Consider the following 26,162-nt stretch of genomic DNA (forward strand, 5'->3'; position numbering starts at 1 on the left):
GACGAACTGCTGCCGTGGGCCTGGAAACCGACGGATCATGTCAATACCTGACCGACGTGCGAGAGCCAGACGCTAACTAGCTGCCCACTGATTGCTTCACGCTGGATAACGGATCGATTTGTAGAGCATCGCTGCGCGGCGATACGGCGTTCCGCAACAGGCGACGGCACCTTCGTCCAAGTTGAGAGCGTGCAAGCTTGAGCGTAAAATCCGTTCCCGGAAATCGCCGCGTCGGCCTCGCGAAGCCGTCCGTGTCCTCTAGATCTCCGGAAACAGGCGTGGAAACAGCACGTCGAGCGCAGCAATCGGAAAGCGCAGCGACACCGGCCCCTTGGGCGTTTCGGACGCAAGAAGACCGGTCGCGACGACGTCGTTGAAGACGCGCCGTGCCGTCCGTTCGGGCAGGCCGGTGATGCGCGGGACTTCGCCGCGCTCGAACTGTCCGCGTATGAGCGCTTCCTCCAGAAGACGGGCGGCTTCAGGCTTGAGCTTCTCGCTGCGGTCGACGAAACTCCGCAATCGCTGAGCCAACGTGTCGATCTCGAACAAGCCTGACATGAACGTCACCTGATCGAGGCACACGCGCAGGAACCAGAGAATGAATTCGCTCAAAGCGCGTTGCGAGAGGTTGCCACGGCCATCGAGATCGCCCTGCCGGGGCGTGTCGGCGTGGTCCATCATCCGCCTGTAATCGCCTGGGCCGGTAAGACCACGCGCCAGTCCGCGCGAGACCGACCACAGCCCACGGGCTCCGATGCCGGCCTGATGCGCCATGGCGTGGCTCATCAGGCGGCTGACACGACCATTGCCGTCCGCGAACGGATGAATGTAGTTGAAGCGATGATGCGCCGCTGGAATGGCGATGATCCGCGCCGCCTTGCCCAGGCGTTCGAAGCGATAACGCTCCGCGAAATATTCCATAAAGGCCGCGACACGCTCGCTGGAAGGTGGCTGATGCCGGCCGACTGCAACGTGTGCTCGTTTCGCGACCGCCAGGTGCCGGGCTCCATCGTGAACTCGGTGCCATTGCCGCAGATCCGAAGCATTTCGGGGGAAGCGTCGCGATAGAATTCGCGATGGAGCCAGAGAATGAAATCGATCGAGGCCGGTTCAGGCAGGCGATTGTCGAGCGCCATGGAATCGATTTCGGACTGCACATGGACGTGGGCGGCCGCCTCGATCTGCAGATTGCGCCGCCCTTCGTCGTTGTCGAAATGACCGCCGATCGCGCGTTCGATATCCCGTGGCCGGGTGTTATGACCTTCGATCAGGTTGCTGTAGTAGGTGTTCATGATCCGCACGAGATCCGCCAGATGGGCCGCGGTCTGCGGATGGAGCGCGTAACCGAGCTTGGCGGTTGCCGCCGAAAGCTCCGCCACCACGTCCGAGATGGCTTCGGAAATCTCCTCCAGCCTAGCGGGCTCGATGCGTTCGACGGTTTCGAGACGTAGGTTCATGTCGGCCGATTTTATGTTATGCTAAGGCATTAAAAATGAATAATTTTCTTCTTGATGGCGGCCGCTTTGGCCGATCCTGTGGCCGATTTTAGCGAGAAGCTTGGAAGTCAATTTTGGCCGATCCATAGCTCATATAAGTAATTTAAACAACTGAAGAAAATCCTACCTGATGGCTATTTTGGCCGCTTACTTGGCCGATCCCGCGAGATCCCGCCGGCTGCCCGCCCGGGCACCCGGCTCCTGCGGCACAGGATGCCGCCCTCCGCGGTGACTGTTAGAGCATGATCCAAAAACGTGGAAACCGGTTTTCCCTCGCGACAAAGGCAAAGCGTTTGCGTGGGAAGATCATGCTCAAACAAAGAGGGATGACGATGCGAAGAAAAGTCACCCGGCTTTAGCCTGCTGGATTCCAGGTCCAGATCGGCCGCGCCACGCCGACAATATCGCACCTCAACACCGGCCCGAAATATCGCGAGTCGAACGAATGCGGGTGTGGCTGCAGCAGAAAGAACTCGCCCTCGACGAGCCTCAAGCACCCCTCCCAGGCCGGCAGCGGCCGCCCGTCGCGGTCCTTGTCGAGCACCTCGGCGATGACCTTTCCGTTGATGGCAATGGTGCCAATCGGGTCCTTGGCGCGGCAGACTTCGTCACCGCCGATAGCGGCGACCTGTTTCAGCAGCGGCACCGGCACGGGCAAGATTTTGTGCGCGATGATGAACAATTCGATCGCCGGCGGCGGCTTGAATACTGCGAGCTCACCGCGCTTCGGCAATCGTGGCTCCAGATAATAGAAGCCCAAGGGCGCGCTGCCCGAGGCGTTGTAGATCAGAAGCGGTACCGCGGGTGCGGACGACACCAGCATGGCAATGATGCCGGCGCACATGGTCGAGAGAACGCCGACCTGGCGCGCTAGTTGGGTGCGATCAATCGGCATTGGAGGTCGACCTCCGCTTGTTGGCCTGCGACCATTCAACGAGATCTTCGATGTGGTAGCGGACATAGCGTCCGTGCTTGCGGTAGGCGGGCCCTCGCCCCTGCACCCGCATCTTCTCCAGCGTGTTCTTGGTGAGCCTCAGCCAGGCGGCGGCCTCGACGGTATTGAGGAACGGCTTGTCCGGCACCTTTTCTTCATTCTTGGTCATTTCGACGCTCCCTATTCCATACCTCCCTGGGGTTGAGGTAGGAGAGGAAGCGTCGTCTGATTGTGAGCGGTTTTGGGAGTGGTGAAGATGAGAGGCGCCCGTTTCGCCATCCCGCGCGAGCCAAGCTCGTCAAGCGGGCGACGATCGGCGTGCGCAAGACCGGCATCCGACAACGGCCAGCCAAGTTCTAAAGTAGCTTCAGTTCTGATTGAATCAGAACCGAAGCCCTCGATTCCTGTTTTGATGCGTGTTCTTCACGCGAGCCGGTACCGACTTCGCTTGAAACGTTCTAATACAGCAGATCGCGATAGCCGCCCTTCATCAACTCGGTTCCCTTGGCGACAAGCCGGCGCGTGCGATCCTTGAGAAACTGACTGGGACCGAGCCATTCCTCGGCAACTTTTTTCTCTCCGAAGATCGTGATCGCGATCTGCCGGTAGGTCTTGCCGTTGAGGCTTTCATCGAGCGCGATCAGCGCGTGATGGAGGCGTTCATCGCCGCTTCCCGCCTGCCTTGGAACCGTTCTCACGTCAGCTTCAGTGAAGCGCTGCAATCGCTTCAAGAGCTCGGTCTGCGCCGCAAGGTCAGCAAGGTCGTGCAGTTCGAAGACCGGCGCAAAGGAGGCGGTCAGGACGGAGAGGCCGTGGATTTCGACGGCGACATAGGCACCGTTTCCCTTGATCAGCACGAGTGGAATGCCGTCCACGTTAATGACGGCCCTGCGTTCGACCTTGAAGCCGGCCAGTGAGAACCGGGCGGCGTCTGCATCTGACCTCGGCTTCCGTGCATCCAGGCGGACGATCCGTTTCAGCGCATGGGCGTGCCAGAACACCGGCACCTTGGGTGCATCCAGCCCCGGGTCGGCAAAGGCGGAGAGACCCCATTTTTCGGCGCGGGGAAAGCGTCGCGGTAGCCGCAAGACCTGCGTGCCGTCCTTCAAGGTAATGCAGGGCAGATGTCGCGGAACGGCGCTGCGCCATTCGCCGATGTAGTCGGGATTGCGGCGCAAGAACTCCCAGGCCCAGTCGCTGGCGTCGAAGCCTGTCGCGTCAAGAAACGCGGCGCGGGCGCCTTGGCGCGCTTGATTGCTGGCGTCGTTCAGAACCGCCCCCGGGACGTTGACGTCTTCTCGAGCCGATCGTTTCGATCAAATGGGGCGAGAGGACGGCCCCCGCGAGCAGTTGTCGCGGGGGCCGTTTGGCGTCAGTCCGCCGGGTTCCAGATCAGGGCGAACACGCTGTCGTCATCCTGGCCGGCGGCGCGGCCGAGATTGGCGTAGAGCTTGCGCGGACCGAACTCGGGCGCTGCGAGCGACAGGCTCACATAGTCCCTGCCGCTGTTCTCGCCCCGGCGGATCCAGCCCGCGCCGATCTCGACGCCCTGGGTCACGACGCGGAAGTCGGGATGGGTATCGGCGGTCTTGTCCCGGTTCGGGATGATGTCGATGTCGGCGCGGATGGAGACGGTCCGGAGCTGGCCCTTGTAGCTGCCGTTGTCGTTCTTGGTGACGTATCCGATGGCGGTCATGGTCTTGTCCTCATCTGTTGTTCGCGAGGAGCCGATCCCCTCGCGATGGCGAGACCGTGATGGCGGGCGCAACGCCTTCGAACCCGCATCCACGCGGGGCAGAGCGAATGCGGAGCACCCGAGCCGGCAGCTTTTTTTAGAGCGAAGCGGCCGCGAGGAGCCGGAACGTTCCGGCGGGGAAAAAAGCCGACGGCGAGGGTTTTGAAGAGGCGGGGCGCTTGCCATAGGTCTGTTTGCCACGCGCAGGGAGATCGGACCCGCAGTCAACGGATAAGGACAAGGCCCTGCCCGATCGGGCCGTCGCAGCGCGACATGCGGCGAGCAAGACCAGCACAGGACCGTTTCCATCCGCGCCGACATCGACCTCATCCCGAACCGGACGACAGCGAAAAGCCCTGCCCTGTTTTGCGGAAGAACACCGCGCGACGTCTGCGCAAGGCCGGTTCGCAGCCGTGAGAACAGCGGCAAGGACGATGTGAGCCTGTCGCCTGCGGCGCCCATGTCGGCCTCCGCACGCGCCCTGCCAATCTGGGGCGCGCTGCATCCGGGTGACGACAGCGTTCGTCCTGATCTAAAATCCTGCGGACTGCCGCCATCAGCCCTGGTGACGACCGCTCGGCGGGGCCATTCCGTCGCCCTGACGCATGATCTTTTCATGCGGGACGACTCCACGCCATTCACGCGGCGCGATGAGGGCCTTCCGATATCAAGCCGGCAAATTCGATGCTATGCTTTCTTCATGCAGGCCGATTCACGGGGCCCGCGCCTTGATGATTTTCTTTGAACGATTGATGGAGGGCCCCATGGCCAAGAAAGCGAAAAAGGCGAAGAAGACCACCGCGAAAAAAGAAGAAGAAAAAGAAGTAGTTCGTTCGCCGACGGGCCCGACGGCCTGTTCGCGCTACGCGTCGGCGTCCGGTGGAATCCGCTGTGACCACCATCTTGATCGCCTGGTCAAACGGGTCGCGCCGACGGCGGGGACCGACCGACATTCAATATTTGCCGTGAATGTGTCGGCGGTGGAGAGCCGCCGGCTAGACATGATCCGATGAGATGGAATCGGACCATGATCTCATCTCTCTGTTTAAGCATGATCTTCCCACGCAAACGCTTTGCGTTTGTCGCAGGGAAAACCGGTTTCCACTTTTCCGGATCATGCTCCAAAGCGGGGCTGCCCTGTTGATAGGCGCAACCGCGGACTGATATTGTCTGATCTGGTCAGTCGCATTCGGATCGATCTTCAGCCGCCATGCCGTTCTATCGTCCCGAGGAAAACGACCTCGCCTCCGCTGGTGGCGCCGGTTTCTCTCCCGAGAACGTGCCACGCGCCGTCGTCGCCGTCGGCGTCGACATGGTCACCAAGGGCATGGAGATGGCCATTCACGAGCATCGGAAGGCCCAGCTTGTCCTGACCTTGCGGGGCGTCGTCAGGTGCGAAGCCGACCAAAGCGTCTGGATCGTGCCGCCGCGCTGCGCGGTATGGATTCCTGGCAATCTTCCCCACAGCGTGACCCTCGCCGGAAATGTCGAGGTATATCTTCTGTTCGTCGAACCGGATGCGGCCTCGGCGCTGCCCAGGCAATGCTGCACGCTGTCGATCTCGCCATTGCTGGAGCGTTTGCTGATGCACGTCACCGAGATGCCGGTCCTGTACGATGTCGACGGCGCCGACGGCCGGATCGCCACGGTGCTGCTCGACCAACTGTCTGTAGCGCCCGTCGAGAAGCTGAACTTCCCGATGCCGGTCGACGCCAAGCTGCGCAAGATCGCCGCCGCGATGATGGCCGATCCCTCCGACCGCGCAACGTTAGACGAGTGGGGCCGGCGCATGGCCGTTGCCCCGCGGACCCTGACCCGCGCCCTGAAACGCGAGACCGGCATGAGCTTCGGCCGCTGGCGCCAGCAGCTCCATATCCTCATTGCCCTGCAGCGTTTAGACCAAGGGGCGTCGGTCCAGACCGTGGCGCTCGATCTCGGCTATGAGGGCGCGAGCGCCTTCGTCACCATGTTCCGCAAGGCCCTGGGCAAGCCGCCCGCCCGATATCTGTCGGAACGCCGCATCGCCGCGTGATCTCCGTCGTATCGCGCGAAGCCCCACGCGCGCACTGACCGGAAATCGCAATATATTGTCCCGTTTGCGGAATGCGGTCAGGCGGGCGATCTCCTATCCTGCCTCTGAGCACTGACACCCCTGGCGCGCCGGGGGGCGCATTCTAGAGCATGATCCGGAAACGTGGAAACCGGTTGTCCCTCGCGACCAAAGCAAGGCGTTTGCGTGGGAAGATCGTGTGCAAAACAAAGAGATGAGATCGTGATCGGATTCCATCCAATCGGATCATGACCGAAGGAGCCCGATACATGGATTCACTCAGCAGCGGCCCGGTCGCGGAGGTTCTTAAACGCCTGCATGGGGAAGCGGAAGCGGCCGATGCACCGTTGATGCAAACCTACGCGAGCGAGATGACCAATGCCGAGCAGGCGATCAGCCAGGTCATCGAGGCTGAGACCAAGGATCTGGCGGGACTGTATCACGGTTTCGCCGGCAATTTCCTCAGCGTCTCCCCGGAATTCGGGCGGTTTCTCTACATGTGCGCCCGCAGCTGCAAGGCTAGGCGCATTGTCGAGTTCGGCTCGTCGATGGGGGTTTCCGCCATCTACATGGCGGCAGCGCTGCGCGACATGGGCGGCGGCCGTCTGATCGGGACCGATCTCGAACCCAGCAAGGCGGAGCGCGCGTGGGCGAACCTCGCTGCCGCCGGGCTGGACGACCTGGTCGAGTTTCGGGTCGGCGATGCGCGCGAAACCCTCAAGCCCGGCGTCGGCGGCGACATCGACATGGTGATGCTCGACGGCGCCTTCATCCTCTATCTTCCCATTCTCAAGCTGCTGGAGCCGCATCTGAAGCCCGGCGCGATCATCATCGGCGAGAACGCGTTCTCGGAAGCCTCAGGCTATATCGACTACGTGCGCGATCCGCAGAACGGTTATCTCTCGCTGCCGCTGCCTGTCGATCCCGGGCGCGGCAACGAATTCACGGTGAAGACGAAGTGATCCGCTCGGGGCTGCGACCTCGACATGTCGGTGAATGGAGCGAATTTTTGATGCAACCCGTTCGCAGGCAAATTTCTACGCCGCCGCTCGCGCCCCCGGGCCGACTCACGCGGACGCTGCTGCGATGGCTGATGCGTCCTGCGCGCGTTGCCGCAGTCGAGACGCTCTCGCCGCAGTTTCGGCTGGCCGAGCTGGAAGGCGAAGCGCTCAGGAACGTCGCCTGGACGGCTGGCCAAAAGGTCCAGGTGGCGATCGGCTCGGGCCTCAGCGCGCGGACCTACACACCGATGTCGTGGGACGCCGGCAACGGCAGGATACGCATGCTCACCTTCGCGCATGGCGACGGTCCCGGCAGCCGATGGGCAAGGGACTTGAGCGCAGGCGACACCTGCCAGTTCTTCGGTCCGCGCCGCTCGCTCGATCTATCGGGCCTTGAATCGCCGGTGGTCCTGTTCGGCGATGAAACCTCGTTCGGCCTGGCGGCGGCGCTCCGCGAGTGCCCGCAGGCCGACGGTGCAATCCATGTGCTCGAGGTCTCGGACGTCGCGGAGTCGCGGCCGGTGCTGGAGGCGATCGGCCTCGGCCAAGCGACGTTGATCGAGCGCCTCGCCGACGACGCCCATCTCGCAGCGGCGGAAGCCGAGATGTTGCGCCTTGCCGCACGCGGCGCGCATTTCGTTCTTACCGGCAAGGCATCGTCGATCCAGCGCGTAAGCCGGGCCCTGAAAGCAGCCGGTCTCGCATCATCGCGGGTGAAGACCAAGGCCTATTGGGCGCAGGGCAAGACCGGGTTGGACTAGATCATGATCCGATTGGACGGAAGCGGATCATGATCTCATCTCCTTGTTTGAGCATGACCTTTTCGGAAAACCGGTTTCCACTTTCCGGATCATCCTCTAGCCATCCTGTGCCAGTGGAGCGCCGTGCGCTCCGGCTGTTGAATTTGCCTGCGTTGGTGATCCAGGCCCGACGCGGATGGAAACGGTGCTTCCGTGAGCTCTGGAGCATTTTCGGTTCTGATTGAATCAGAACCGAAGCTCTCGATTCCTGTTTTGACGCGTTTTCTGCGCAGATAGGTCTACGCAATCTGCGTAAACGTAATTGCCATGCGAACCGGTGTCCACCTCGCTTGAAAACGCTCTAGCGCAGCCCGTGCATGATGGACGTCGTCAGCAGCACGGCGGTCGACGCCAGCGCCGACAGGCCAACGATGGCCTGAGCGAGGCAGATGCGCCTGAGCGTTGTTGCTTGCGGGTCCGGAACCCCCCTGAACGGGCTCGCCATCTCAGGCTCCATGATGCGGTGCACGCGCTTGCTTTTTGCGAGCTATAGAGCGAGTCGCGCCGATCGCGATCCACTAAATTTGCAGCCTGCCAGGTTGACCCGTCCGCGACTCGGCAACGGAAAATTCGGCTCCGGATCAGGCCGCCGCGCCCGAATCGGGCAGCACAAGCTCAAGTAAACAAAGCATTAATGGCTTTGCATGCGCCGGCACTTTTCCGTGTCGTGTCCGGGATCAAATGGCTGATCGGAAACGCATGCATCGCGGCGCGGAGCTTTCGGCACAAGGGCGTTCCTCGCCATGCAGATGATCGCGGATGATCGTGTTCAGCGTGTTGGCGGGCTCGATAGATTTGCACCCGCATCGGGCGGCGCCGCATCATCTGCCTCTTTCATCACGCCACCGAACGAGGTCGACGTGCTGATGATCGTCATGGGCATCTTCCTGGTGGCCGCCGTGCTCTGGTTCGGACATTGACCGGCGCTCTGATGAGCTCGCTGAGGGCAATGTTGCGCAGTCGAGGTTCGCTCTCCCTTTGTGGTGCGGGTGGGCCCAGTTGGTTGCGTGCGGCCGTGTCGACGAGGTCCGAGGTCGAGAGGCTTTGTGATCGGCGAGATGGCCTGTGGTCGCGCCGGCGGCGCCAGCCGCAAGCCGCAGCCAGAGGCGGGGAATTCCCGGCGGGCATCAGCTCGCCGGCTTGCGTGATTTGCCTTTGGGCTTGCGCCGGTCTCGCCGATAGACCCATCACGACGCGTCATCACCTTGGGCTGCTTGCGCGGCGGAGCCGCCCGCGCCGAACGCCAGCAGGAAGTCGGCGGCTTTGGAGGCTTTGCTCGCGGCGCGGAAGACGGCGCGGCTGTCCTCGCGAAGGACGTTTAGCCAGGCGCCGAGATAGTCGGCATGCCGCACGGTCGGCTTGATCGACAGCGCAGCGCAGACGAAGGCAGCCGTCAGTTCTGCGACCAGCTCTTCATTGGCATAGAGCCTTGACCCGAACGCGCCGGACAGATCACGGTTGAGGCGGCTGGCATGGCCGGTCCAATGGCCGAGCTCATGAAACAGCGTCCGGTAATAGTTGATCTGCTCGAAGAAGGCGGGCTGCGGTGGAATCTGGACGTTGTCGTTTGCGCGATCGTAGAAGGCTTTGGTGCCGCCGATGCGGATCGTGGCGCGGGTTGCCGCCGCCAGCGCCTCGGCCTGCGGCACGATCTCGCGATCCGGCAGCGCGGGTGTGTGCGCAAAGCAGTGGTCGGGCAGGCCGTCGCATTGGTCGACGTTGAAAACCGTATAGCGGCGCAGGAACGGAACGGCGGCCTGTTCCTCGTCCGCTTCCGTGCTCTCGGATCTTGCCTGCTCGGCCGCTCGCCGGTTCCGCTTCGGGACAAAGCGGTCGGCGTAGCAAACGGTGACGCCGTGCTGGCCTTTGCGGACGCTTCCGCCGAGCGTTGTTGCCTGGCGAAAGGTGAGCCAGCGCTGCGAGGTAAAGCCGGCCTCGAACAGCCTGCCCCACAGGATCAGGATATTGATGCCGGAGTACCTCGTGCCTGTCGCGGCGTTTCGCGGCAGCGCGAACGCCTGGCTGCCGCCACCGGTGCCCCACGGCCGCGCCCATGGGAAGACGCCCGCCTCAAGCTCGGCGATGATCCGAGAGGTGATTTCTTGATAGAGGCTTTGTTTCGTCGTTGTGGCACGGCGTTGCGCTGACGTTTTGGACATGACGATCTCCGCTCGCTCCTCTTCCACGCCCGGCCCCCGGAAGGCGGGGTGGGCGGCGAAGAGCGACCGGACAGCCCCGAACAGCAGAGGCAGGCAGCACCGGAACGGCCGGAGCGGATGCGGAGGACCGCGGCCAACGCAAATGATCGTCATGAGCGGCTTTGGCGGGGCGTGGTTGCGGCCTGCCGGTTCGGGGCTATACGGGAGCGCCGCCCACCCCGCCGCCGCGGGCCAGATCAAAATGTGCCGGCCGCCGGCGGCCGGCTCCATCAGGTCTGCTTGTTCGCCGTGGCCGGCGCATCCACGACGCGCTTGACCATCCGATTGGACGGAATCGGATCGATCCGATCTGTTTGTTTGAGGTGACCTTCCGATGCAAACGCTTTGCGTTTGTCGCGACCGGTTTCCACTTCTCAAGATTGTGCTTTTGACACCCTTTTTTCACAAAGGCGCGTGCGGCCAATGAGGATCGCAGTGCGGCGGCTGCGCCAGGGATTGAAGCCGAAGGCCGAGACCGCAAGACGGGCTCGGTTCACGAGAGCCCGGCCCGCAAGCGGGAGCTTGCGGGAGGCGCCTGCTACGAAAGCAAGCCTTGAATTTTTCGGCTCACGGCCGGATCGTCCAGCGACACCGCCCATTCCAACAAGGCCTGCCGGATTGTGGTCGCGACGATTCCATGGTGGGCGAGCCGATCGAGAACCAGCGCACGGTCGGCTTCCAGGCGCGCCACCGCCAGGTCTGCGAGCAGCCGGATATCGTAACCCTGTCGTGCCCCCTCCAGCGCCGCAATGAGGACCTCTTCCTCCAGAAATCCTCCGCCCAGGAAAATGACACTGACATCGGCGCGGGCAAGACGCTCTGCAAATCGATGATCTCGCCACAAGGTCAGAGCGTCCAGATCAACATGCTCAAGTGAAGCGGTGATCTGATCCGGAAGCGCGTCCCGTTCATACGCGCCGACCGCGAACTGAGGCACGGCAAAGAACTCGTGACAGACCGGAAGCAGGAACAGACTTCCGCTGCGCAGCGCGGCAAGCGCATCCGTTCTGCCACGCGTCGGGTTCAACAGAACAATGCAGCTATGGTGAGGATCGGCCAACATCGGTTCATCCTGTTTGAGCCGTGAACTCGAGACTGACCAGGCCGGCCGTCGCCCCTGCACCGGGAAGCACAACAACGGCACCGTCAAGACCGGCGTGATGGTACATCGCCTCAAGCACCCGATCGGAATCGTGCAGCAGTCCGGCCAGCGCGGTGGTTTGACCAAGTACCTGCGGCGGAGCCAATCTTTCAAGCGGCCACCCGGCGCGCCTGAGGATGCGCTCCATCCTGGTGTCAGTGACGGTTACGATTGACCGAGCGCCCCTTGCTCGCATGGTCTCCAACATCGCAGCGAACAGGGCGAAGGTCGCTCGATTGACACCCGCATGGCCGATCTGAGGCGCACGCTCGGTGTCGACGCAGAATCTCGAGCTCTCCAGGACGTGCTCGCTTCGTGGTGCGTCCTTGCAACCGAGCAAGACCGCAAAGGTATCCGACAGCATGTTCGGGCCGGTGGTGGGCAGAAGCCGCACACAGCCCAAGACCGTCCCCTGCTCCGAGATAGCCAGAAGATACGTCGGATCCAGGGTGTCATATATGTCGATTTCAAAATCTCCCGACACGGAGACGGTCCAGCCAAGACGATCCTTGAAGACGCGGCGGCGCAGCCGAAACATCTCGGCAAGCAAATGGAGATGCTGTCCGGCCTGACGATGATCGAGAACAATGACGCGCATGGCGAGCTCCCTTTAAGCGAGAGCGCAGCAGAGCAGAACGCGCGCCGTCGAGCGCCTGTGCTATTTGACAGGTCACCTGCCAAGGTCAGGAAGCTTGAGCAACCGTTAGCAAGCAAGCAGAAGCGTTTCCAGACGAAGTGAATACGCTTTTTTGAGCTGAGCCGTATCCGGAAAGGTCGGCGCCCGCGGCGCTAGGACAGAAGGCCGCGACGGAGCGCCAGTGCGACACAATGCGCAATCGATACCGCGCCGAGCTTGCGCCGGGCGTTCTCCACGTGAAACGCGATGGTGCGAGGCGTAACGCCAACCAGGACTGCGGTCTCGGCCAACGTCTTGCCGCGCGCGGCCCATGACAGACACTGCCGCTCCCGCTGGCTGAGAATGGCCTCACCGCTGCCGGCGTCGTCTGTTGCGACTGGCGGCTTGGAAACATGGGTGTGGAAGTAGAGGCCGATCAGTTGCAGGATGTCGCCTGAGCTAGCGAGCAACCGGTCGAGCTGCAAGTTAGGATCGTCGGTTGCCAAGGTGAATGCGGCGGTTCGCCCGAAACCGCTTCTGATCGGGATGGTGATGCCGGACTTGATGCCGAAGGTCGCGGCCTCGACGAAGAACCGTCGCTGCTCGTTGCTGCGCAGGCGGATTGGTCCCTGCGTGGTCCAGCCGAACAGGCTGTGTTCATGGCGGGCGCGGTGAATGACCGGATCAAGGCGCTGATAGTTCAGACGGAAGTAACGGTCGGTCCAGGATCTCGGATAAGAGGAGATCAACTTCGGCGCGTTCTCGGTCATGCTCAAATACGCAAACCATCGAAAGCCGAGGCCGTGCGCCGACCGTGCTGCCAACCGTTCGAATTCGCGATCATCCCTCGCCGTTTGCAGGGCGTCGATAAACTCTTGAAACAGGTGTTCGGGCCGGCTCATGTTTGAATCCACCGTCCAGAACGGTGTTCCTTGCTTTCACGCCCTCCTTTCGCCAGGGCGGGGTTCGAGCGAAAATCAGGACAGTAGCTTTGTCGATCCTCTGGCGCCTTGAAGCGCGCTAATTGACGTTGAAGTTCACCGGCACGGTGATCGTCCGGCTGACGCCCGGCGGTGGCGCCGGAACGGGCGAGGCCCGGTGCACCAGCGCCACCACCTCCTGATCGAGTTCTGCGAATCCGGACGATCGCACCAGGCTTGCCGACAGCACCTTGCCGGCGCCGTCGATCGTGAAGCGCACATAGGCGATCCCGCGCGCGCCGCGCTCTCTTGCGTCCGACGGATAGCGCTTGCGGCGCTCAAGATGAGCCATCAGCAGCGACTGCCAATTGGCGGGCGACATTGACGACAGTCCCGAGGCGGTCTGCGCGGCGGCAATGCGGTCCGATTGCCGAGCCTCCACGTGCGCCTGCCAGGCGACCTTCGATTCGGCAGCGGCTTGCTGCTTGCGAAGAGGCGGCTTGTTCTCCTTCGGTTTTTGCTTCTTGGTTTCCTGCTTCGGCTTCGGCTTCGGCTGCTCCGTCGGAAGCTGGACCTCCGCTTTATCCAGCACGACGGTCTTCTCCTTGATCTCCTGGTGTTCGGCCGGCCGGACCGGCCTGGTGGCCGGTTCGGCCGTCTGCTCAGGCGGCCGTTCTTCGCCTCTCTGCTCCTTCCGCCGCACGCTTTCTTCTGCCAATTTCTGGTCCGGCGTGATCTCGTTCCGCGCAGCCTGGATTGCTTCCGGCGCGGCCGCGAGCTCGATCATGATCGCGGCCGGCGGTGAATTGTCTGCAGCCACGACCACCTTCCCGCGCAGCAGCCAGGCCACGGCTCCGGCATGGACGCCGACCGTAACGAGGCCCGCAGCCAGCCACAGCAGGGCTTCGCTCACCTTGGCCCGGCGCGTGATCGAGCCATTGAAGTCGTTCATGGCGCAGCCACCGCAGGTGATGGGCGGGCCTCATCGGGTTCGCTCTTGCTTGCTGACGCCGCTTCGAGGCCGACCAGCGCGACCTTCAGATAGCTCGCCTCGCGCAGCAGGTTCATCACCTCCATGAGATGTTGATAGTCGACGGTCCTGCCAGCGCGCAGGAAGACGCGCGCATCCTTGTTGCCTCCAGTGAACGATTCGATCGCCGCTTGCAGTCTCTCCCGTGGCACCGGGTCGTTGCCGAGATTGAGCGTGAGGTCCTGCTTCAACGTCAGGTAAACCGGCTTGTCGGGAGGCGGCGCCGGCGGCGCGGTCGAGGCCGGCAGATCGACATGAACATCGACGGTCGCGAGCGGCGCCGCGACCATGAAGATGATCAAGAGCACCAGCATCACGTCGATGAACGGCGTGACGTTGATCTCATGGTTGTCCTCGAGATCGTCCTTGAAGCGATCGCGGATGCCGCCGGCCATAACGCCTACTCCGCGGCCACGGCGGAGGTCGAAGGCTGGCGGGGGCCGGGCATCTTGCGCAAGTCCAGATCGAGGCTGACGAGCCGTTCGACCTCGGCGGCCGCATCGGCGAGACCCTGCCGATAGCCGGTGACCGCGCGCGCGAACACATTATAGATGACCACCGCCGGAACAGCGGCGACGAGACCGACGGCGGTCGTGAGCAGCGCCTCGGCGATGCCGGGCGCCACCACCGCGAGATTGGTGGTCTGCGTCTGCGAGATGCCGATGAAGGCGTTCATGATCCCCCATACCGTGCCGAACAGGCCGACGAAGGGCGCGGTTGCACCAATGGTGGCGACCAGCCCGGTGCCGCGGGTCAGCCGGCGGCCAGCCTGGGCCTCGATGCGGGCGAGACGCGACGCGACGCGCTCCTTCACGCCGGCGTCCCCGGCGTGAAGGAGGATCCGGGACGACCGACGCAGTTCCTCGCCGGCGGACCGCACCATGAACACGGTGGGCCCACCCCGGTTTGCAAGAACGCGATCAGCGTCTGCAAGGCTCTCCGATGACGCAATGACCTGAGTTGTCCGCGTCGCTCTAGCGCGGGCACAGACAACCTCGACAGTCTTGGCGAGAGCCACAGTCCAGGTCGCGAGCGAGGCGAAGGCAAGGCCGATCATCACCGCCTTCACCACCCAGTCGGCCGCCATGAACATGCCCCAGGGCGACAAATCATGCGGCAGGCCGGCCCGGCGCTCCGAATCCGGGCCACGTGATGCCACGGAACGGTCGCTTGGCGTGGTCTCGGCGGGAGACGGCTTGACCGTCTTCATCGACTCTGCCGACGGCGCAGCAATGCTGGTGTCGGGCGGCGCAGCCGGCTGTTGGGCCATCCCGCAGGACATTGCCATGGTCAACACGACGAGCAGCAGCAACGGCGTGATCGTCCATTCTCGCCTCGGCAATAGTATCATGCCACGTCCTTCCAATCGTCCATCAATCGATGCCCGTAACGCGGGTCGTTGGCCCATTCGCATCCTCGCCGCGATCGCGCTTTGGTTGTGCGCCATCGACCCGCTCACGAGGCGATGCGCGCCACCGGTCGGCTCCGCACTGAAACGATCCGTCCCCGTTGGCTGGCAATCCGCCCATTCTCGTCAGGACGAAAGCTCCGGAGGATGCGTCTGTCGAACAGCGCAACGATGGCCCGCATGGTCCGACGACATTGTCCTTCGGATAGAAATGCGAAGACCGTGCAAGTGTTCACGAACATCAAGAACAAGGCGCTGAACACCAGTTCAGAAAGTGTTGTCGTCATGACTCACCCCAGCGCTTCGTTGCGGCTTTTAGGCGTTTGGCGCGGCGCGTTGCAGGAGGCTTTTCGATTTCGATCGTGGCCATCCTTGCTATTCTTCCCTGAAGGCACGGTGGATCTGATCCGAAAGCGGTTTCACAAGATAGGAAAGCGCGGTGCGTTCGCCGGTCTGGATGAAGGCCTCGGCGGGCATTCCCGGAACGAGCTTCCGTTCGCCAATACGAGCGAACTGTTCCGGCGGAACGGCGATCCTGATGACATAGAAGGATGTGCCCGTACGTTGGTCCTGCGTGAGGTCCGCAGCGACACGGCTCACTGTCCCGTCGAGCTCCGGCGTCGTGCGCAGGTTGAAGGCGGTCAGGCGCAGGATTGCATCCTGCCCGAGATGGACGTCGTGGATGTCCTTTGGCGAGATATGCGCCTCCAGCGTCAGGCGGTCTTCGTCGGGAACGATCTCCATCACTGTTTCACGTGGAGCGATGACCCCGCCGACAGTGTGAACCGACAGGTTGTGCACCCAGCCATCCTGGGGCGAGATCATGTCGATGCGCCGCAACTGATCCTCAGCGGCAATCCTGCGTTCGGAAAATTCACCAATCTGCGCCTGCGTATCGCGCAGGTCGCCGGTGACCTCGGTCTTCAAGTCTTGATCGACCTGCAAACTCTGCAATCTTGCTTCGGCGATACTGCCCGCCGCCTGCGCCTGCCCCGCGACGACCTGGCCGCGATAAGCGTCGAGTGTCGCCTTGTCACGTTCCAGTTCATTAAGCCGCTGGACGGACGTGACGCCTTTTGCCAGCAGGTCGCGCAGATCCACCAACTCCCGCTCGCGAACTCGTATTCCATGCTCAAATGCTTCCTGCTGGTCTTTCAGACCGGAAATTTGGTGCTCGTATTCCTTGATACGCTCCCCAAGCTGGGCCTTCTTGCTAATCCGCGTGTCGTGCCGTGACCGAAACAGATTCTGTTCGCTCTGCATCGCGCGCGCCACTTCGCGGTCGTTCGCATGCTCCGTGAGAAGGGGCGGAAACGTGATCGTGTCCTTGTCGTCGCGCTCGGCCTCAAGCCGAGCCTCGCGGGCGGCCAGTTCGTTGAGGCGCTTGCTGACGATGGCCAGGTTTGCACGAACCTGGGTGGCGTCGAGGCGGATCAGCACATCGCCTGCTTTGACCAGCTGACTCTCGCGAACCAACAATTCGCCGACCACACCACCGGTCGGATGTTGGACCATTTTCACATAGGACTCGACGACGAAGGTGCCGTCGGCGACTACGGCGCCAGCCAATTCTGTAGCCGCCGACCATCCGCCGATGCACGCGGTGAATGCAAGCACAGCGAAAACGCCGAAAATGAGGTGGTGCCGGATGGAGCGGACCACGGCGACAGCATCAGCGTTAGACATCGCCTTCCTCTGTTGGGACCGGAGACGTGTCGTCGGGCGCCGCTACGACTCGAAGCGGTCCGAGCGAATGTGTCCCCCTCTGATCAGCGGGTGAGCTTTTCAACCCAGGCTGGACAGAAGTCGGCCTCATCATCCGCGGCAGGATCTCATCGCGCGGGCCGAAAGCTCTTGCGCGACCGTTCTCCATCATCAGAACAAGATCGACAATGCCGAGCACACTCGGCCGGTGTGCGACGACGATTGCTATTCCTTTGCGCGCACGCACGGCGGCGATCGCCTGAATGACAGTGCCCTCTCCTTCGGTGTCGAGATTGGAATTTGGCTCATCGAGAACGACGAGGAACGGATCGCCATAAAGCGCCCGTGCGAGACCAATGCGTTGACGCTGTCCCGCAGAAAGGGCCGATCCCCCCTCGCCGATTGGCGTGTCATATCCGTTGTCGAAACGAAGAATGAGGTCATGGACGCCAGCCGCCTTCGCCGCCTTCACGACATGGTCGGGATCCGCAGAGGGATCGAGACGCGCGATGTTCTCGGCGATTGTCCCGTCGAACAGCTCGACATCCTGCGGCAGGTAGCCGATGTGGCGGCCAAGACTTTCGTTGTCCCATTGCTCGAGCGAGGCGCCGTCAAGGCGCACCGTGCCATGGGCGGGATGCCAGACCCCGACGAGAACGCGGGTCAGGGTCGATTTGCCACTGCCGCTGGGACCGATGATACCGAGCGCGCTGCCGGCGTGAATACCGAAATTGACCTCGACGACCGTTGGTTTTCTATGGCCCGGCGCCACGATGCCGACCCTCTCAGCGGTGAGATTCGCCTTCGGCTTCGGCAGCGGGGTCATGTTTGCTTGAGGTGCGACGAACGACAAGAGATCCCGCAGGCGCGCCCAACTTTGCCGAGCGATCAAAAGGGACCGCCACGTGGCGACCGCGAGATCGACAGGCGCGAGGGCGCGCCCCAAGATGACGGAACTGGCGACCATGACGCCGCCCGTGGCACTTTGTTGAGTGACGAGATACCCACCGACGCCAAGGACCGCCGATTGCAACATGATCCGAAACACGCGCGCGGTGCCGCCGAGCGCGTTGCCAACGTCTCCCGCCCTTCTGTTCGCGGCCAGATACTTCCTGTTGACCGCGATCCATCGGTCTGCACTTCGTTCACCGAGCCCTAATGCACGGATTACCTCCGCATTGCGGCGCGACCCGTCCAGGATCGCGTTGCGTTCCATGCCGTATTTGATCGTCTCCCGGACCGGAGCCGACGACAACTTGTGGGTGAGGATGGTCAGGGCCGTCAGAATGGCGGCCCCCGCCAGCGCGGTGAGGCCGATCCATACGTGGAGGCCGAAGCAGATGGCTAGATAGAGCGGCGCCCATGGCAGATCGAAAAAGGCGGCGGGCCCCTGGCCGGACAGAAAGCTGCGAATGTTGTCGAGGTCGCGCAGGGCCTGGAGACCATCACCCGGTGCGCGTGTCTGCAAAGCAAGCCGCACAACTGCCTCATGGACACGGCGGGAAAGCTCATGATCGAAAAATTCACCGGCGCGCAGCAGCACGCGCGACCGAATGATTTCGAGAAGCAATTGAAAACCATAGGCGATCATCGCCAGCACGGAGAACCCCAGCAGGGTCGGAATGCTGCGGCTTGCCAGCACGCGGTCGTAAACCTGGAGCATGAAAAGCGGTGCGGTCAGGCCGAGGATGTTGATGACCCCGCTGACCAGCGCCAGCGCGACGGCGCCTTGTTTGAAACGGGAAACAGCCGCCGCAGCCAACGGCTGCGGCGGTGTCCGCTTCATTGTTCGTGGCGCTCGTGGTGCCATCAGACGAAGGCGAAGTCGGACGCGGACAGGCTCGAGACGCCGTCGACCGTGACCGTGCTGTGCAGGCTCGCGTTGGTCGGATCGGTGTAGGTGATGGTGTTACCTGCGACGTTCACATGGCTGTCGCTGATGAACTGGCTGTAGTCGGACCAGCCATAGTTCTTGAAATCGATGAGATCGTTGCCCTGAACGAAGTCAGTGATCGTGTCGTTTCCGAAACCGTGGCTGGAATCGTAGAGGCTATGATCCCACTTGAACGTGTCGAAGTCCGAGCTTCCGCCGTTTCCGGAGAGCGCGTCGTTTCCATAGAAGCTGTACAGGTAGTCGTCGCCGGAGGTGCCGTTCTGGGTGGTGCCCGTCTCGCCGAGATAATCGACTAGCCCGGCAAAGGGCTGACCGAACTCGGTTTGGCCATAAACACTGCCGCCATGGGAGAGCACGTAGATTGCCTGATTGAACGTCGTATCCGGGCTCGTGCCGCCGGAGCCGCCGAGTTCGATCGAAAGTTCGGGCGTGGTCAATCCGAAACCAGAACTGCTGCTGCCAGTAAGACCGTGGCCAAAGTCCAGTTCGGTGATGGTGCCGCTGAATCCGCCGGGAGGCGAGTAGGTGAATCCCGAGCCATGCAGGATCACTCCGGAGTCGCCCGAAACCCCGCTATTGCCCGCCGCCCATTCCGAGTAGGGTGAGGAGTTCGGATAGAAAGCACCGTTGTCATTGTAGTTGAAGTCGTTTTCCCAGGCACCGGTAAGATATCCCAAAAGATCGCTGCTGGCCGATGTAAGGTTGATGGTGGAAGTCATCTTTACCTCTTCTCTTGCTCAAACGTTCGTCTTGCTGACGAACCTCGGACCCCACGTCGAGAGGTGGGGAAACTTGGACTCTAGCGATGCAGTCGCCGTCCGGGCCGGCGCGGAATAGGCATCCGCCTCGGACTTGTCGTAACGCGCGTCGATCTCGCGGTGAAAGTGCCGCCCCCTTGAATTAGAAGCGATAGTTCACGCCGATCTTGATCGCATGAAAATCAAGATCGTTTTCCGCCCTGCGACCGTTCGTCGTCTGGGACGAGCCAGGAACTGTGACTGTCTGGGTGCGATAGAGGCGACATCCGCCGCCGCGGGACGGAGGAAAGTAAACAGCGCAGATTTGGGTCTGTACCGCGTACGGCAGCGTCACGCCGGCGGTCGCATTCGGGAAGAGAAACTCCCTATCTCCGAAATGATCGTAAGAATACTCTCCTCTAAGAGACCAGTTATTGGTCAGCGCATATTCGAATCCCCCGCCGAACGTCCATCCGCTACGTGTCCCTGAGGCCTCTTCGCGAAAGTTGAGTTGAGTGCTAGGCACGCTTCCACTGACGGCCCGATACTGACTGCGAACTTCGCTTTCGTTCAGGAACGTCAGACCGCCCATCGCATAAACAAGCACGCGATCGAAAGCGTAGCCGACGCGGGCGCGCAGCGACGCCGTCCAGTCGAACTGGTAGTCGGTCTTGGCCTGCAGGAAGCTGCCTGTCGTGAGCTTGGGGGCTTCCGTTGCAATGGCGTCCTGCGTCTTCCGGAACTTGGTCCAGGAATAATCTCCCTCGATACCGATCACCACGCGGTTCGAGAACTGATAATTGAACCCGCCCTGCAAGCCTCTCGTCAGATCGCGGAAGCTCAGGTCAGCCGACTCCGTCGCCGGGATAGCTCCGGGCGTTCCATCGCCGGCCGTCGTGACTCCCTTGGTGCGGGCCAGGCCGTAACCGAGGTGGCCGCCGAGATAAAGACCGGTCCAGTCGCTCCCCGGAGCGCCGTCCGAGGCATTTCCGAGTCTCGCGTTAGGAAGATGACGAACGAGAGGCGTCGTTTCGTTCAGCGTCGTCGTGTAGCTGATCCGGGCGGTTCGGCCGGGCGACGGGACGGCGATCGAGGTGAGCGCGCCGAAGTAATATTGGTCCGTTAGATTCTCGATGCTGAAATTGATCGTCGAGTCGTCATCGATCTTGTAGATGCCGAACAGGTCATACACCTGATATGAGGGCCAAGTGAATGTATCGCCGCTGGTTGGCGGCCAGACGCTGCCCGAGCGTGCCGATGAGAACTGGACCCGTCCGCCCAACGTCAGCTTCTGATCGAACAACCGGATGCCGGCCGTCACGCTGCCGGCATAATTCGGCGGGACATAATTCACAGCGTAATCGTTTTTCAGTGCGCCCGTCGGGCTCGCCAAATCAAACTGTGACGTCGGCGGCGCGCAGCTTCCTGCTGTCTCGCAATATTCAATCTTGGTGTATTTGGTGAAGGCGCCCTCGAGGAAAAACGCGCCCGAGTCATAGTTTCCGGATATTTCGAAGCCGCGGAAGTTGGCGCCGTTGATATTGTACCATACGTATTTATGGTCCGCAGCCGACCCGGTTGATCCACTGCCGGTCTGGTAGCGGACGATATAGTCATCATAGTGATTGTCGAAATAGGCGAGCTTGACGCGAAGCTTGTCGCCGGATTGGAGAACGTTGTTACGCAGGATATTCAGGCCGGCTTCGTAATCCTTGGCGATCTCGGGCTGCAAATCCGGATTATTCCAGAGCAGTCCCTGATAATGCCAGTGCGTTTCACGGAGGCTCGGAGGGCGGTAGCCTTCCTTGTACTGGCCGTAGAACTGGATTCCCTCCATGGGCGATATAACGACAGCGGCATTGGGACTAACACGCCCGCCTGACCGATCAGGAAACTTGGTGAGGTATCCTTCGCCGCTGGAATTGTAATGGTCATAGCGCAGCCCTGCGGAGAGCGTCAGCCAGTCGATCGGCCTGAGGCTTGCGTTGCTGAATGTCCCCGTCATCAGTCGCACGCCCGAAGGGCCGTAGGTTTCCCAGCCCTCCGACCCCGACACCGAACTCGGAAACTGCTCGGCCGTAGCGCGCTCACGCGTGAATTCAACGCCGTTGTCCCAGGTGAGCTGACCGAGCGGCGTGGTGAACACGGAGGTGTTGCCGACATCTCCGCCGAGCGTAGTGTCGCCGTAGGGACCAGGAAGCACGCCATGGCGTTGCGACGCAAGATCGGTCAGCCAGAGGTTGGCCCGCATTTTCACATACGGACTGTCCGACGGCTCATACTTATATTTGGCCGTGTAAGTATCGACACGGGTCTCGGACAGCGGGAATTGTCCGTAGGGTAAAATTCCCGACACTATCGCAGCCTGATAGCTCAGCTCATCAATCTCACCGTAATGGGAGTTGTAGGAGAGATAGCCGAGTTCAAGCGACTGGCCGTCGCCCCACTTCACCTTTCCTTTTGCAAGAAACGAATCCGTGTTTTCGGAGGTGTTGAAGACCTCCTGGCCAGGCTTTACGAGCGAATTGGCATTTGCGGTCGTCGTAACCGCGTTTGCAGGACGGAATATGATTCCATCAGGGACTTTTGTTCCGGCGAAGTAGTTGCCTTGCACGTGCTTGGAATAGGCGACAATGAATTCGTAGTTCTCCTTGATCGCGGCGACGGCCGCACTGCCCGAATATGTGTCGCCGTTGAAAAAGGATGGCCGGCCATTGGCTGCCGTGTTGACAGCATTGTTCGACAGGAAACTTGGCGACTGCTCCGCTACCCCGTTGGTGACGAGGCTGCCTTTGACGCGCGTACCAAATGTCTGGCCGTCCTTGACGATGTCGCCTGCTTCGAGGGTGCGGAAATTGACGTTGCCACCGATGCTCCCAACACCCACTCCGCTGCCCGGTCCCTTGGAAATGTCGACACCGCCGATCAGATCGGGATCGACATAGGTCTCGTCGCGGTTTCCGATATAGCCCCGATAGGAGCTCGTGTTCTGGCGCGTACCGTCAATCGTCGTGCCCACGCGGCCCATGCCTTGCAGGCCCCGGATATTGGGATTGATCGACGTGCCGACATGATTGCCCGCCGAGATTACGCCGGGCGTATCGATGAACACGTCGCCGGCCGACGCCGGCGGCAGGCGATCGAGTTGCTCGCGCGAGACGTGCGAAACCGATCCGGGGGTCTCATAGGGCGTATCTCCGTTCGTCGTAGAACGATTGGCGGTCACATTGATGGGATCGAGAACAAGAGAACCGTCGGCCGCCGGCCGGCCGGCAGCGTCTGATGCGTCGGCTGAGGGTCGCCCGCCAACGACGGCCGTTCCTTGCGAGGTGATGCGGTAGCTCACGCCGGTTCCGCGCAGAAGCCGCTCGAGCGCCTGCTGCGGCGTGAAGCTACCGACAACGGAGTTGGATCGCACACCCTGCGACGCTTCGGAGGGAAATGCGACCTGAAGTCCGGACTGGCGGCCGAACTGGCTGAGCGCGTTCGTCAGCGGCTGAGCCGGAATGTTGAACTGACGCGCCGGAGCGGTCGTATCTTGCGTTTGCACGATCTGAGCGAAAGCAAGGTGCGCGTATAATACCGGCCCGGCAGACAGCGCGCAGACGCCAGCACTCCGGAGCAATCGGATAGTCGCGCGCTTCGACCTACTTTGTGTTACCGATCCAATTCTATTTGTTACGCCCCCAGTATGCATCAACTCGCTCGTCTTCACTTGTCATTGCGCAGCCACTCCGTAGGCATGCACTTCCGACCGCAAAGACGTAGAGCTGCCGCAAGATTCTCACGGTAGCGCTCGTTTTGGAGGAATTATAAGATTTGCGAGCGAACCAATTACAGACGCGACACGATCCGCACGAACGGGGTCAGGGCACGGACTTTGCCGCCGAAGGGCTCGACGAGCCCAGCGAGCGCGCGGTCAGGATCGCGCAGATCGAACAGCCCGCTCACCTTGCGGCCCGCAAGGCTTCTGTCGGGAAGCAAAATCGAGGCCGAGAAATAGCGCTGGATCAATTCGATGGCCGATTCCACGGTGACGTTGGACAGAATGACCTTTCCTTCACGCCAGGATCCGATTTCCTCAAGGGATACCGGCTCGATGCTTACATTACCTGTCATGTGATCGACGACGAACATTTGGCCAGGCTTGAGAACGGCAGATGGTTCGTCCTTCGCGGCGGGCGTGGCTTCGATGGAGCCGCGCAGCAGCGCAACTTTCGTGCTTGTCGATGAGGCCTGGATATTGAAGGCGGTGCCATGCACCTTGATTTCGACGCCCTGCGCATCGACGAGGAACGGCCGCCTGGTATCGGTTGCGACGTCGAAGAAGACCTCTCCTGCCAGCAGCGTAACGCGGCGCTCTGTCGTTCCGATATCGGCCTTGATCGCACTGCCTCCGCCGAGCTCGACGACGGAGCCATCTGCCATCCGAATATGTTCGGTGTGGCCGGCGGCGGTACGATAGTCGGCGTGGATGGCAATGAGGATTGCTGGAGCTGCAATCCACAGCACGCATGCCGCGACAACCGCGGCGACAACAATCTCGATTGGTCGACGATATGATCTGCGCACCGTCCCGGAGCGTGGAGAAAAGCCGGGTGCGGAGGTGTGCGCCACGTGCAATTTCAAGCGCGGATCGACGTCTTCCCAAACCTTCTGATCGTAGGCGGGTTTGACCGCGCCGAGCACGGTCCATGTCTTGTTGGCGCGCTCCCACGCGCGCCGGTTCTGCTCGCAAGCCGCAAGCCAGGCTTTGAATTCATCGAATACTGCGGAGCCCTGGGACGCGTCTTCCAATCGTAGAATCCAGCCTGTCGCCTCCTCGAGCAGCTGATGCTCCGTATCGTGTTTCGCAGCCAACGTTCCAATGTTCCCTGTCGCGGTGCTGTGTCGCCGTCTACCAATGAACAAGACAAAGCCGTCAACCCGAACGAAGTCGCTGGCTTCACATGTTTCTTTACAAGACTATTCGCGGCCGTCCGAGTCCTGTTCGAGCCGAATCGTGACCGTTGCTACGGCCGCTTGGATGAGACGGTAGACCGTCGGAACAGAGACTCCGAGGTGGGCAGCCACCTCTTCGACCGAGTGTCCGCCGAACCTGTGCATTTCCAGCGCAATGCGCTGTTTCTCCGGCAGCCCGGCGATGATGTCCATGGCTCGGCGCTCGTTCTCATAATAAAGAACGGTTTCCTCAGGCGTGGGTGCGGCCTGTGAGCTGGCCCAGACCGGCGCATTGTGGGCGCTTCGCAGATTTTCCAGCCGCTTCCGCCGCAGCACGTCAACGGCCAGATTGTGCACGATACGGAACAGATATGATCGTGGACGGGCGCTCGGCGTTCTCCCGTCACCTGTCGGGATGAATTTGATGAATGCTTCCTGGACCAGGTCCTCGGCGCCCTCGCGAGAGCCGAGCAGGTACGAGGCGTAGTCGATGAGAACGGCGCGATAGGACAGATACAGAGCGAAGCGTGGATCAAGCCCTTCCTTCATCAGAGCCTTCTCCCCCGATCACGCACAATCCTGCCGCGTCCCGGTCCCGGCCTTGCCTCCATTCGCCCTTGGGCCATGACACTGGTCGGGCCCTGCCGGCCAACGCGTTGTATGACTCTTGACCCGGTCATGCGGCCCCTTCGGCCCGCTAACCTCTTGATTGATCAGGGCGCCCACTGCACGCGAAACAGTTAGAAACTCAGAAATTCGTTCGCAACGACAATAATCTATAATGCCTCTAGCTAGGGTTGAACTTGTCCGCCGCAGGCCGGTGGCTGTGTTCCATTCAGAGCTACGGAAAACGGCCGGAAGAGACTGCGCACGCCATGATCAATGGCCGCTGCGTACCGATCGACGGGGATACATGGACGACGATGGTCTTGTCCGCGTCGTATCAGGGGTATGATCGTCTCCAGTTTCGAGAGCATCACTTCAACCGGGGTCGAGAACATGACCGCGCCGCACTGGTGGCGGCGCAGTGCGCAGCCATCAGCAGCCGAGCGAACCCGGTTCTTGCTACGTCTAACGTTGAAAGACCTAGATTTTTGATCCTGTTCTAAACGATTGTGCCTGTTCGTTTCTGGCGTAGCCGGGCTTATTCTACGGTTGGCCCCCCGGGCTGGATTGATTTGACCGCCGATCTTTCAGTTGGTTGCGGGGACGTGCAACCATCTCAAATTGCTTTTTCAGGCGGTAGCCTGAGCACGCATTGCGTCCCGAACGCAGTGAGCATCTTCTAAGTTGTTGATTTTTCTTGATGCTGCAGGTGCTTCCGTCCCGTTTTGTTCACGGTCGTTTCACCCAATTCATTGCGATTTCGTTGCGCTCAGGGATGAGAACAGTGATGGCTGCGCCAAGGTCGCAGCCAACAGTTCGCCTCGTCGAATAGCCGGTCCAAATCCGGAGGGCGTCGAGAATTGCCCCAAGCGCGAATCCCGGGACTACGTCACCCAGTGCGCCAGGACCATTATGCGCGTCAGCGACAGACCGACCGCGAGCGCGCGGATT

Annotated in this window: 24 protein-coding genes and 1 pseudogene; 5 read left to right on the forward strand and 20 right to left on the reverse strand. The window is 61.6% G+C overall.

What is annotated here, in order from left to right; translation table 11 throughout:
• Positions 1–258: 258 nt before the first annotated feature.
• The 5 genes from AC5ZG1_RS39865 to AC5ZG1_RS39885 all read right to left on the reverse strand — a co-directional run bounded on the left by AC5ZG1_RS39865 (position 259) and on the right by AC5ZG1_RS39885 (position 4,126).
• A complete protein-coding gene (locus AC5ZG1_RS39865; protein ID WP_496136205.1) occupies positions 259–1,086 on the reverse strand; it encodes a Fic family protein in 828 nt (275 codons plus the stop codon).
• A 765-nt stretch (positions 1,087–1,851) separates the two neighbouring features.
• Complete coding sequence (locus AC5ZG1_RS39870; protein WP_051397182.1) at positions 1,852–2,391, reverse strand: S26 family signal peptidase; 540 nt, start codon at positions 2,389–2,391, stop codon at positions 1,852–1,854.
• Entirely contained in the window at positions 2,381–2,599 is a 219-nt protein-coding gene (locus AC5ZG1_RS39875) for a helix-turn-helix domain-containing protein (protein ID WP_028168173.1), read from the reverse strand. Before AC5ZG1_RS39875 ends, AC5ZG1_RS39870 begins: the two co-directional genes overlap by 11 nt.
• Positions 2,600–2,888: 289 nt before the next feature.
• A complete protein-coding gene (locus AC5ZG1_RS39880) occupies positions 2,889–3,701 on the reverse strand; it encodes a DUF2285 domain-containing protein (protein ID WP_080664053.1) in 813 nt (270 codons plus the stop codon).
• A gap of 101 nt (positions 3,702–3,802) precedes the next feature.
• Positions 3,803–4,126, reverse strand: a complete 324-nt coding sequence (locus AC5ZG1_RS39885; RefSeq protein WP_028168174.1) for a DUF736 domain-containing protein — start codon at positions 4,124–4,126, stop codon at positions 3,803–3,805.
• 803 nt (positions 4,127–4,929) lie between these two features.
• Between AC5ZG1_RS39885 and AC5ZG1_RS39890 the strand changes: the two genes are divergently transcribed.
• The 4 genes from AC5ZG1_RS39890 to AC5ZG1_RS39905 all read left to right on the forward strand — a co-directional run bounded on the left by AC5ZG1_RS39890 (position 4,930) and on the right by AC5ZG1_RS39905 (position 7,977).
• Positions 4,930–5,178 carry a hypothetical protein gene (locus AC5ZG1_RS39890; protein ID WP_155255528.1) on the forward strand — a complete coding sequence of 83 codons (249 nt, stop codon included), beginning with the start codon at positions 4,930–4,932 and terminating at the stop codon, positions 5,176–5,178.
• Between the two features lie 299 nt (positions 5,179–5,477).
• Entirely contained in the window at positions 5,478–6,197 is a 720-nt protein-coding gene (locus tag AC5ZG1_RS39895; RefSeq protein ID WP_349642707.1) for an AraC family transcriptional regulator, read from the forward strand.
• Positions 6,198–6,484: 287 nt separating this feature from the next.
• A complete protein-coding gene (locus AC5ZG1_RS39900) occupies positions 6,485–7,177 on the forward strand; it encodes an O-methyltransferase (protein WP_028168177.1) in 693 nt (230 codons plus the stop codon).
• A gap of 131 nt (positions 7,178–7,308) precedes the next feature.
• Complete coding sequence (locus tag AC5ZG1_RS39905) at positions 7,309–7,977, forward strand: siderophore-interacting protein (protein ID WP_035692259.1); 669 nt, start codon at positions 7,309–7,311, stop codon at positions 7,975–7,977.
• A 340-nt stretch (positions 7,978–8,317) separates the two neighbouring features.
• On the opposite strand, the gene AC5ZG1_RS39910 is transcribed toward AC5ZG1_RS39905, so the two are convergent.
• Positions 8,318–8,461, reverse strand: a complete 144-nt coding sequence (locus AC5ZG1_RS39910) for a hypothetical protein (RefSeq protein ID WP_496136198.1) — start codon at positions 8,459–8,461, stop codon at positions 8,318–8,320.
• Between the two features lie 298 nt (positions 8,462–8,759).
• On the opposite strand from AC5ZG1_RS39910, the gene AC5ZG1_RS39915 reads away from it, so the two are divergent.
• Complete coding sequence (locus AC5ZG1_RS39915) at positions 8,760–8,936, forward strand: hypothetical protein (protein WP_165435595.1); 177 nt, start codon at positions 8,760–8,762, stop codon at positions 8,934–8,936.
• Between the two features lie 267 nt (positions 8,937–9,203).
• Here the strand turns inward: AC5ZG1_RS39915 and AC5ZG1_RS39920 are convergent, their stop codons facing one another.
• The 14 genes and pseudogenes from AC5ZG1_RS39920 to AC5ZG1_RS39985 all read right to left on the reverse strand — a co-directional run bounded on the left by AC5ZG1_RS39920 (position 9,204) and on the right by AC5ZG1_RS39985 (position 25,154).
• Positions 9,204–10,175 (reverse strand): ArdC family protein, encoded by a 972-nt coding sequence (locus AC5ZG1_RS39920; RefSeq protein WP_028168179.1) that lies wholly within the window; start codon positions 10,173–10,175, stop codon positions 9,204–9,206.
• A 577-nt stretch (positions 10,176–10,752) separates the two neighbouring features.
• Positions 10,753–11,277, reverse strand: coding sequence for a cysteine hydrolase family protein (locus tag AC5ZG1_RS39925; protein WP_130229736.1), 525 nt, complete (start codon positions 11,275–11,277; stop codon positions 10,753–10,755).
• A gap of 4 nt (positions 11,278–11,281) precedes the next feature.
• Positions 11,282–11,953 carry an acyl-homoserine-lactone synthase gene (locus AC5ZG1_RS39930; RefSeq protein WP_196237407.1) on the reverse strand — a complete coding sequence of 224 codons (672 nt, stop codon included), beginning with the start codon at positions 11,951–11,953 and terminating at the stop codon, positions 11,282–11,284.
• A 191-nt stretch (positions 11,954–12,144) separates the two neighbouring features.
• Positions 12,145–12,873 (reverse strand): autoinducer binding domain-containing protein, encoded by a 729-nt coding sequence (locus AC5ZG1_RS39935; protein WP_028168181.1) that lies wholly within the window; start codon positions 12,871–12,873, stop codon positions 12,145–12,147.
• Positions 12,874–12,991: 118 nt separating this feature from the next.
• Positions 12,992–13,843: an energy transducer TonB gene (locus AC5ZG1_RS39940; protein ID WP_028168182.1), complete on the reverse strand. Its 852-nt coding sequence runs from the start codon at positions 13,841–13,843 to the stop codon at positions 12,992–12,994.
• Positions 13,840–14,316, reverse strand: a complete 477-nt coding sequence (gene exbD / locus AC5ZG1_RS39945; protein ID WP_028168183.1) for a TonB system transport protein ExbD — start codon at positions 14,314–14,316, stop codon at positions 13,840–13,842. Before exbD ends, AC5ZG1_RS39940 begins: the two co-directional genes overlap by 4 nt.
• A 5-nt stretch (positions 14,317–14,321) precedes the next feature.
• Positions 14,322–15,272: a tonB-system energizer ExbB gene (gene exbB / locus AC5ZG1_RS39950; protein ID WP_035692264.1), complete on the reverse strand. Its 951-nt coding sequence runs from the start codon at positions 15,270–15,272 to the stop codon at positions 14,322–14,324.
• A 432-nt stretch (positions 15,273–15,704) separates the two neighbouring features.
• Positions 15,705–17,015, reverse strand: a complete 1,311-nt coding sequence (locus tag AC5ZG1_RS39955) for an HlyD family type I secretion periplasmic adaptor subunit (protein WP_028168185.1) — start codon at positions 17,013–17,015, stop codon at positions 15,705–15,707.
• Positions 17,008–18,819 (reverse strand): type I secretion system permease/ATPase, encoded by a 1,812-nt coding sequence (locus AC5ZG1_RS39960; protein ID WP_063623437.1) that lies wholly within the window; start codon positions 18,817–18,819, stop codon positions 17,008–17,010. Before AC5ZG1_RS39960 ends, AC5ZG1_RS39955 begins: the two co-directional genes overlap by 8 nt.
• A gap of 23 nt (positions 18,820–18,842) precedes the next feature.
• A complete protein-coding gene (locus AC5ZG1_RS39965; protein WP_496136199.1) occupies positions 18,843–19,646 on the reverse strand; it encodes a hemolysin in 804 nt (267 codons plus the stop codon).
• Positions 19,647–19,827: 181 nt separating this feature from the next.
• Positions 19,828–23,214 (reverse strand): TonB-dependent receptor domain-containing protein, encoded by a 3,387-nt coding sequence (locus AC5ZG1_RS39970; RefSeq protein WP_496136201.1) that lies wholly within the window; start codon positions 23,212–23,214, stop codon positions 19,828–19,830.
• A gap of 284 nt (positions 23,215–23,498) precedes the next feature.
• Entirely contained in the window at positions 23,499–24,353 is an 855-nt protein-coding gene (locus AC5ZG1_RS39975; protein WP_245287585.1) for a FecR family protein, read from the reverse strand.
• Between the two features lie 24 nt (positions 24,354–24,377).
• A pseudogene (locus AC5ZG1_RS39980) lies at positions 24,378–24,575 on the reverse strand (FecR/PupR family sigma factor regulator); the annotation flags it as partial.
• 54 nt (positions 24,576–24,629) lie between these two features.
• Positions 24,630–25,154: an RNA polymerase sigma factor gene (locus AC5ZG1_RS39985; protein WP_028168187.1), complete on the reverse strand. Its 525-nt coding sequence runs from the start codon at positions 25,152–25,154 to the stop codon at positions 24,630–24,632.
• Positions 25,155–26,162 lie beyond the last annotated feature (1,008 nt).

The organism is Bradyrhizobium sp. Leo78 (genome assembly GCF_059512425.1).

Coding starts and splice junctions, on each gene's coding strand:
- AC5ZG1_RS39870 (WP_051397182.1), bottom strand. CDS start 2,391: ATGCCGATTGATCGCACCCAACTAGCGCGCCAGGTCGGCGTTCTCTCG.
- AC5ZG1_RS39875 (WP_028168173.1), bottom strand. CDS start 2,599: ATGACCAAGAATGAAGAAAAGGTGCCGGACAAGCCGTTCCTCAATACC.
- AC5ZG1_RS39885 (WP_028168174.1), bottom strand. CDS start 4,126: ATGACCGCCATCGGATACGTCACCAAGAACGACAACGGCAGCTACAAG.
- AC5ZG1_RS39890 (WP_155255528.1), top strand. CDS start 4,930: ATGGCCAAGAAAGCGAAAAAGGCGAAGAAGACCACCGCGAAAAAAGAA.
- AC5ZG1_RS39895 (WP_349642707.1), top strand. CDS start 5,478: ATGGTCACCAAGGGCATGGAGATGGCCATTCACGAGCATCGGAAGGCC.
- AC5ZG1_RS39900 (WP_028168177.1), top strand. CDS start 6,485: ATGGATTCACTCAGCAGCGGCCCGGTCGCGGAGGTTCTTAAACGCCTG.
- AC5ZG1_RS39905 (WP_035692259.1), top strand. CDS start 7,309: ATGCGTCCTGCGCGCGTTGCCGCAGTCGAGACGCTCTCGCCGCAGTTT.
- AC5ZG1_RS39910 (WP_496136198.1), bottom strand. CDS start 8,461: ATGGCGAGCCCGTTCAGGGGGGTTCCGGACCCGCAAGCAACAACGCTC.
- AC5ZG1_RS39915 (WP_165435595.1), top strand. CDS start 8,760: ATGCAGATGATCGCGGATGATCGTGTTCAGCGTGTTGGCGGGCTCGAT.
- AC5ZG1_RS39920 (WP_028168179.1), bottom strand. CDS start 10,175: ATGTCCAAAACGTCAGCGCAACGCCGTGCCACAACGACGAAACAAAGC.
- AC5ZG1_RS39925 (WP_130229736.1), bottom strand. CDS start 11,277: ATGTTGGCCGATCCTCACCATAGCTGCATTGTTCTGTTGAACCCGACG.
- AC5ZG1_RS39930 (WP_196237407.1), bottom strand. CDS start 11,953: ATGCGCGTCATTGTTCTCGATCATCGTCAGGCCGGACAGCATCTCCAT.
- AC5ZG1_RS39935 (WP_028168181.1), bottom strand. CDS start 12,873: ATGAGCCGGCCCGAACACCTGTTTCAAGAGTTTATCGACGCCCTGCAA.
- AC5ZG1_RS39940 (WP_028168182.1), bottom strand. CDS start 13,843: ATGAACGACTTCAATGGCTCGATCACGCGCCGGGCCAAGGTGAGCGAA.
- exbD (WP_028168183.1), bottom strand. CDS start 14,316: ATGGCCGGCGGCATCCGCGATCGCTTCAAGGACGATCTCGAGGACAAC.
- exbB (WP_035692264.1), bottom strand. CDS start 15,272: ATGATACTATTGCCGAGGCGAGAATGGACGATCACGCCGTTGCTGCTG.
- AC5ZG1_RS39955 (WP_028168185.1), bottom strand. CDS start 17,015: ATGTCTAACGCTGATGCTGTCGCCGTGGTCCGCTCCATCCGGCACCAC.
- AC5ZG1_RS39960 (WP_063623437.1), bottom strand. CDS start 18,819: ATGAAGCGGACACCGCCGCAGCCGTTGGCTGCGGCGGCTGTTTCCCGT.
- AC5ZG1_RS39965 (WP_496136199.1), bottom strand. CDS start 19,646: ATGACTTCCACCATCAACCTTACATCGGCCAGCAGCGATCTTTTGGGA.
- AC5ZG1_RS39985 (WP_028168187.1), bottom strand. CDS start 25,154: ATGAAGGAAGGGCTTGATCCACGCTTCGCTCTGTATCTGTCCTATCGC.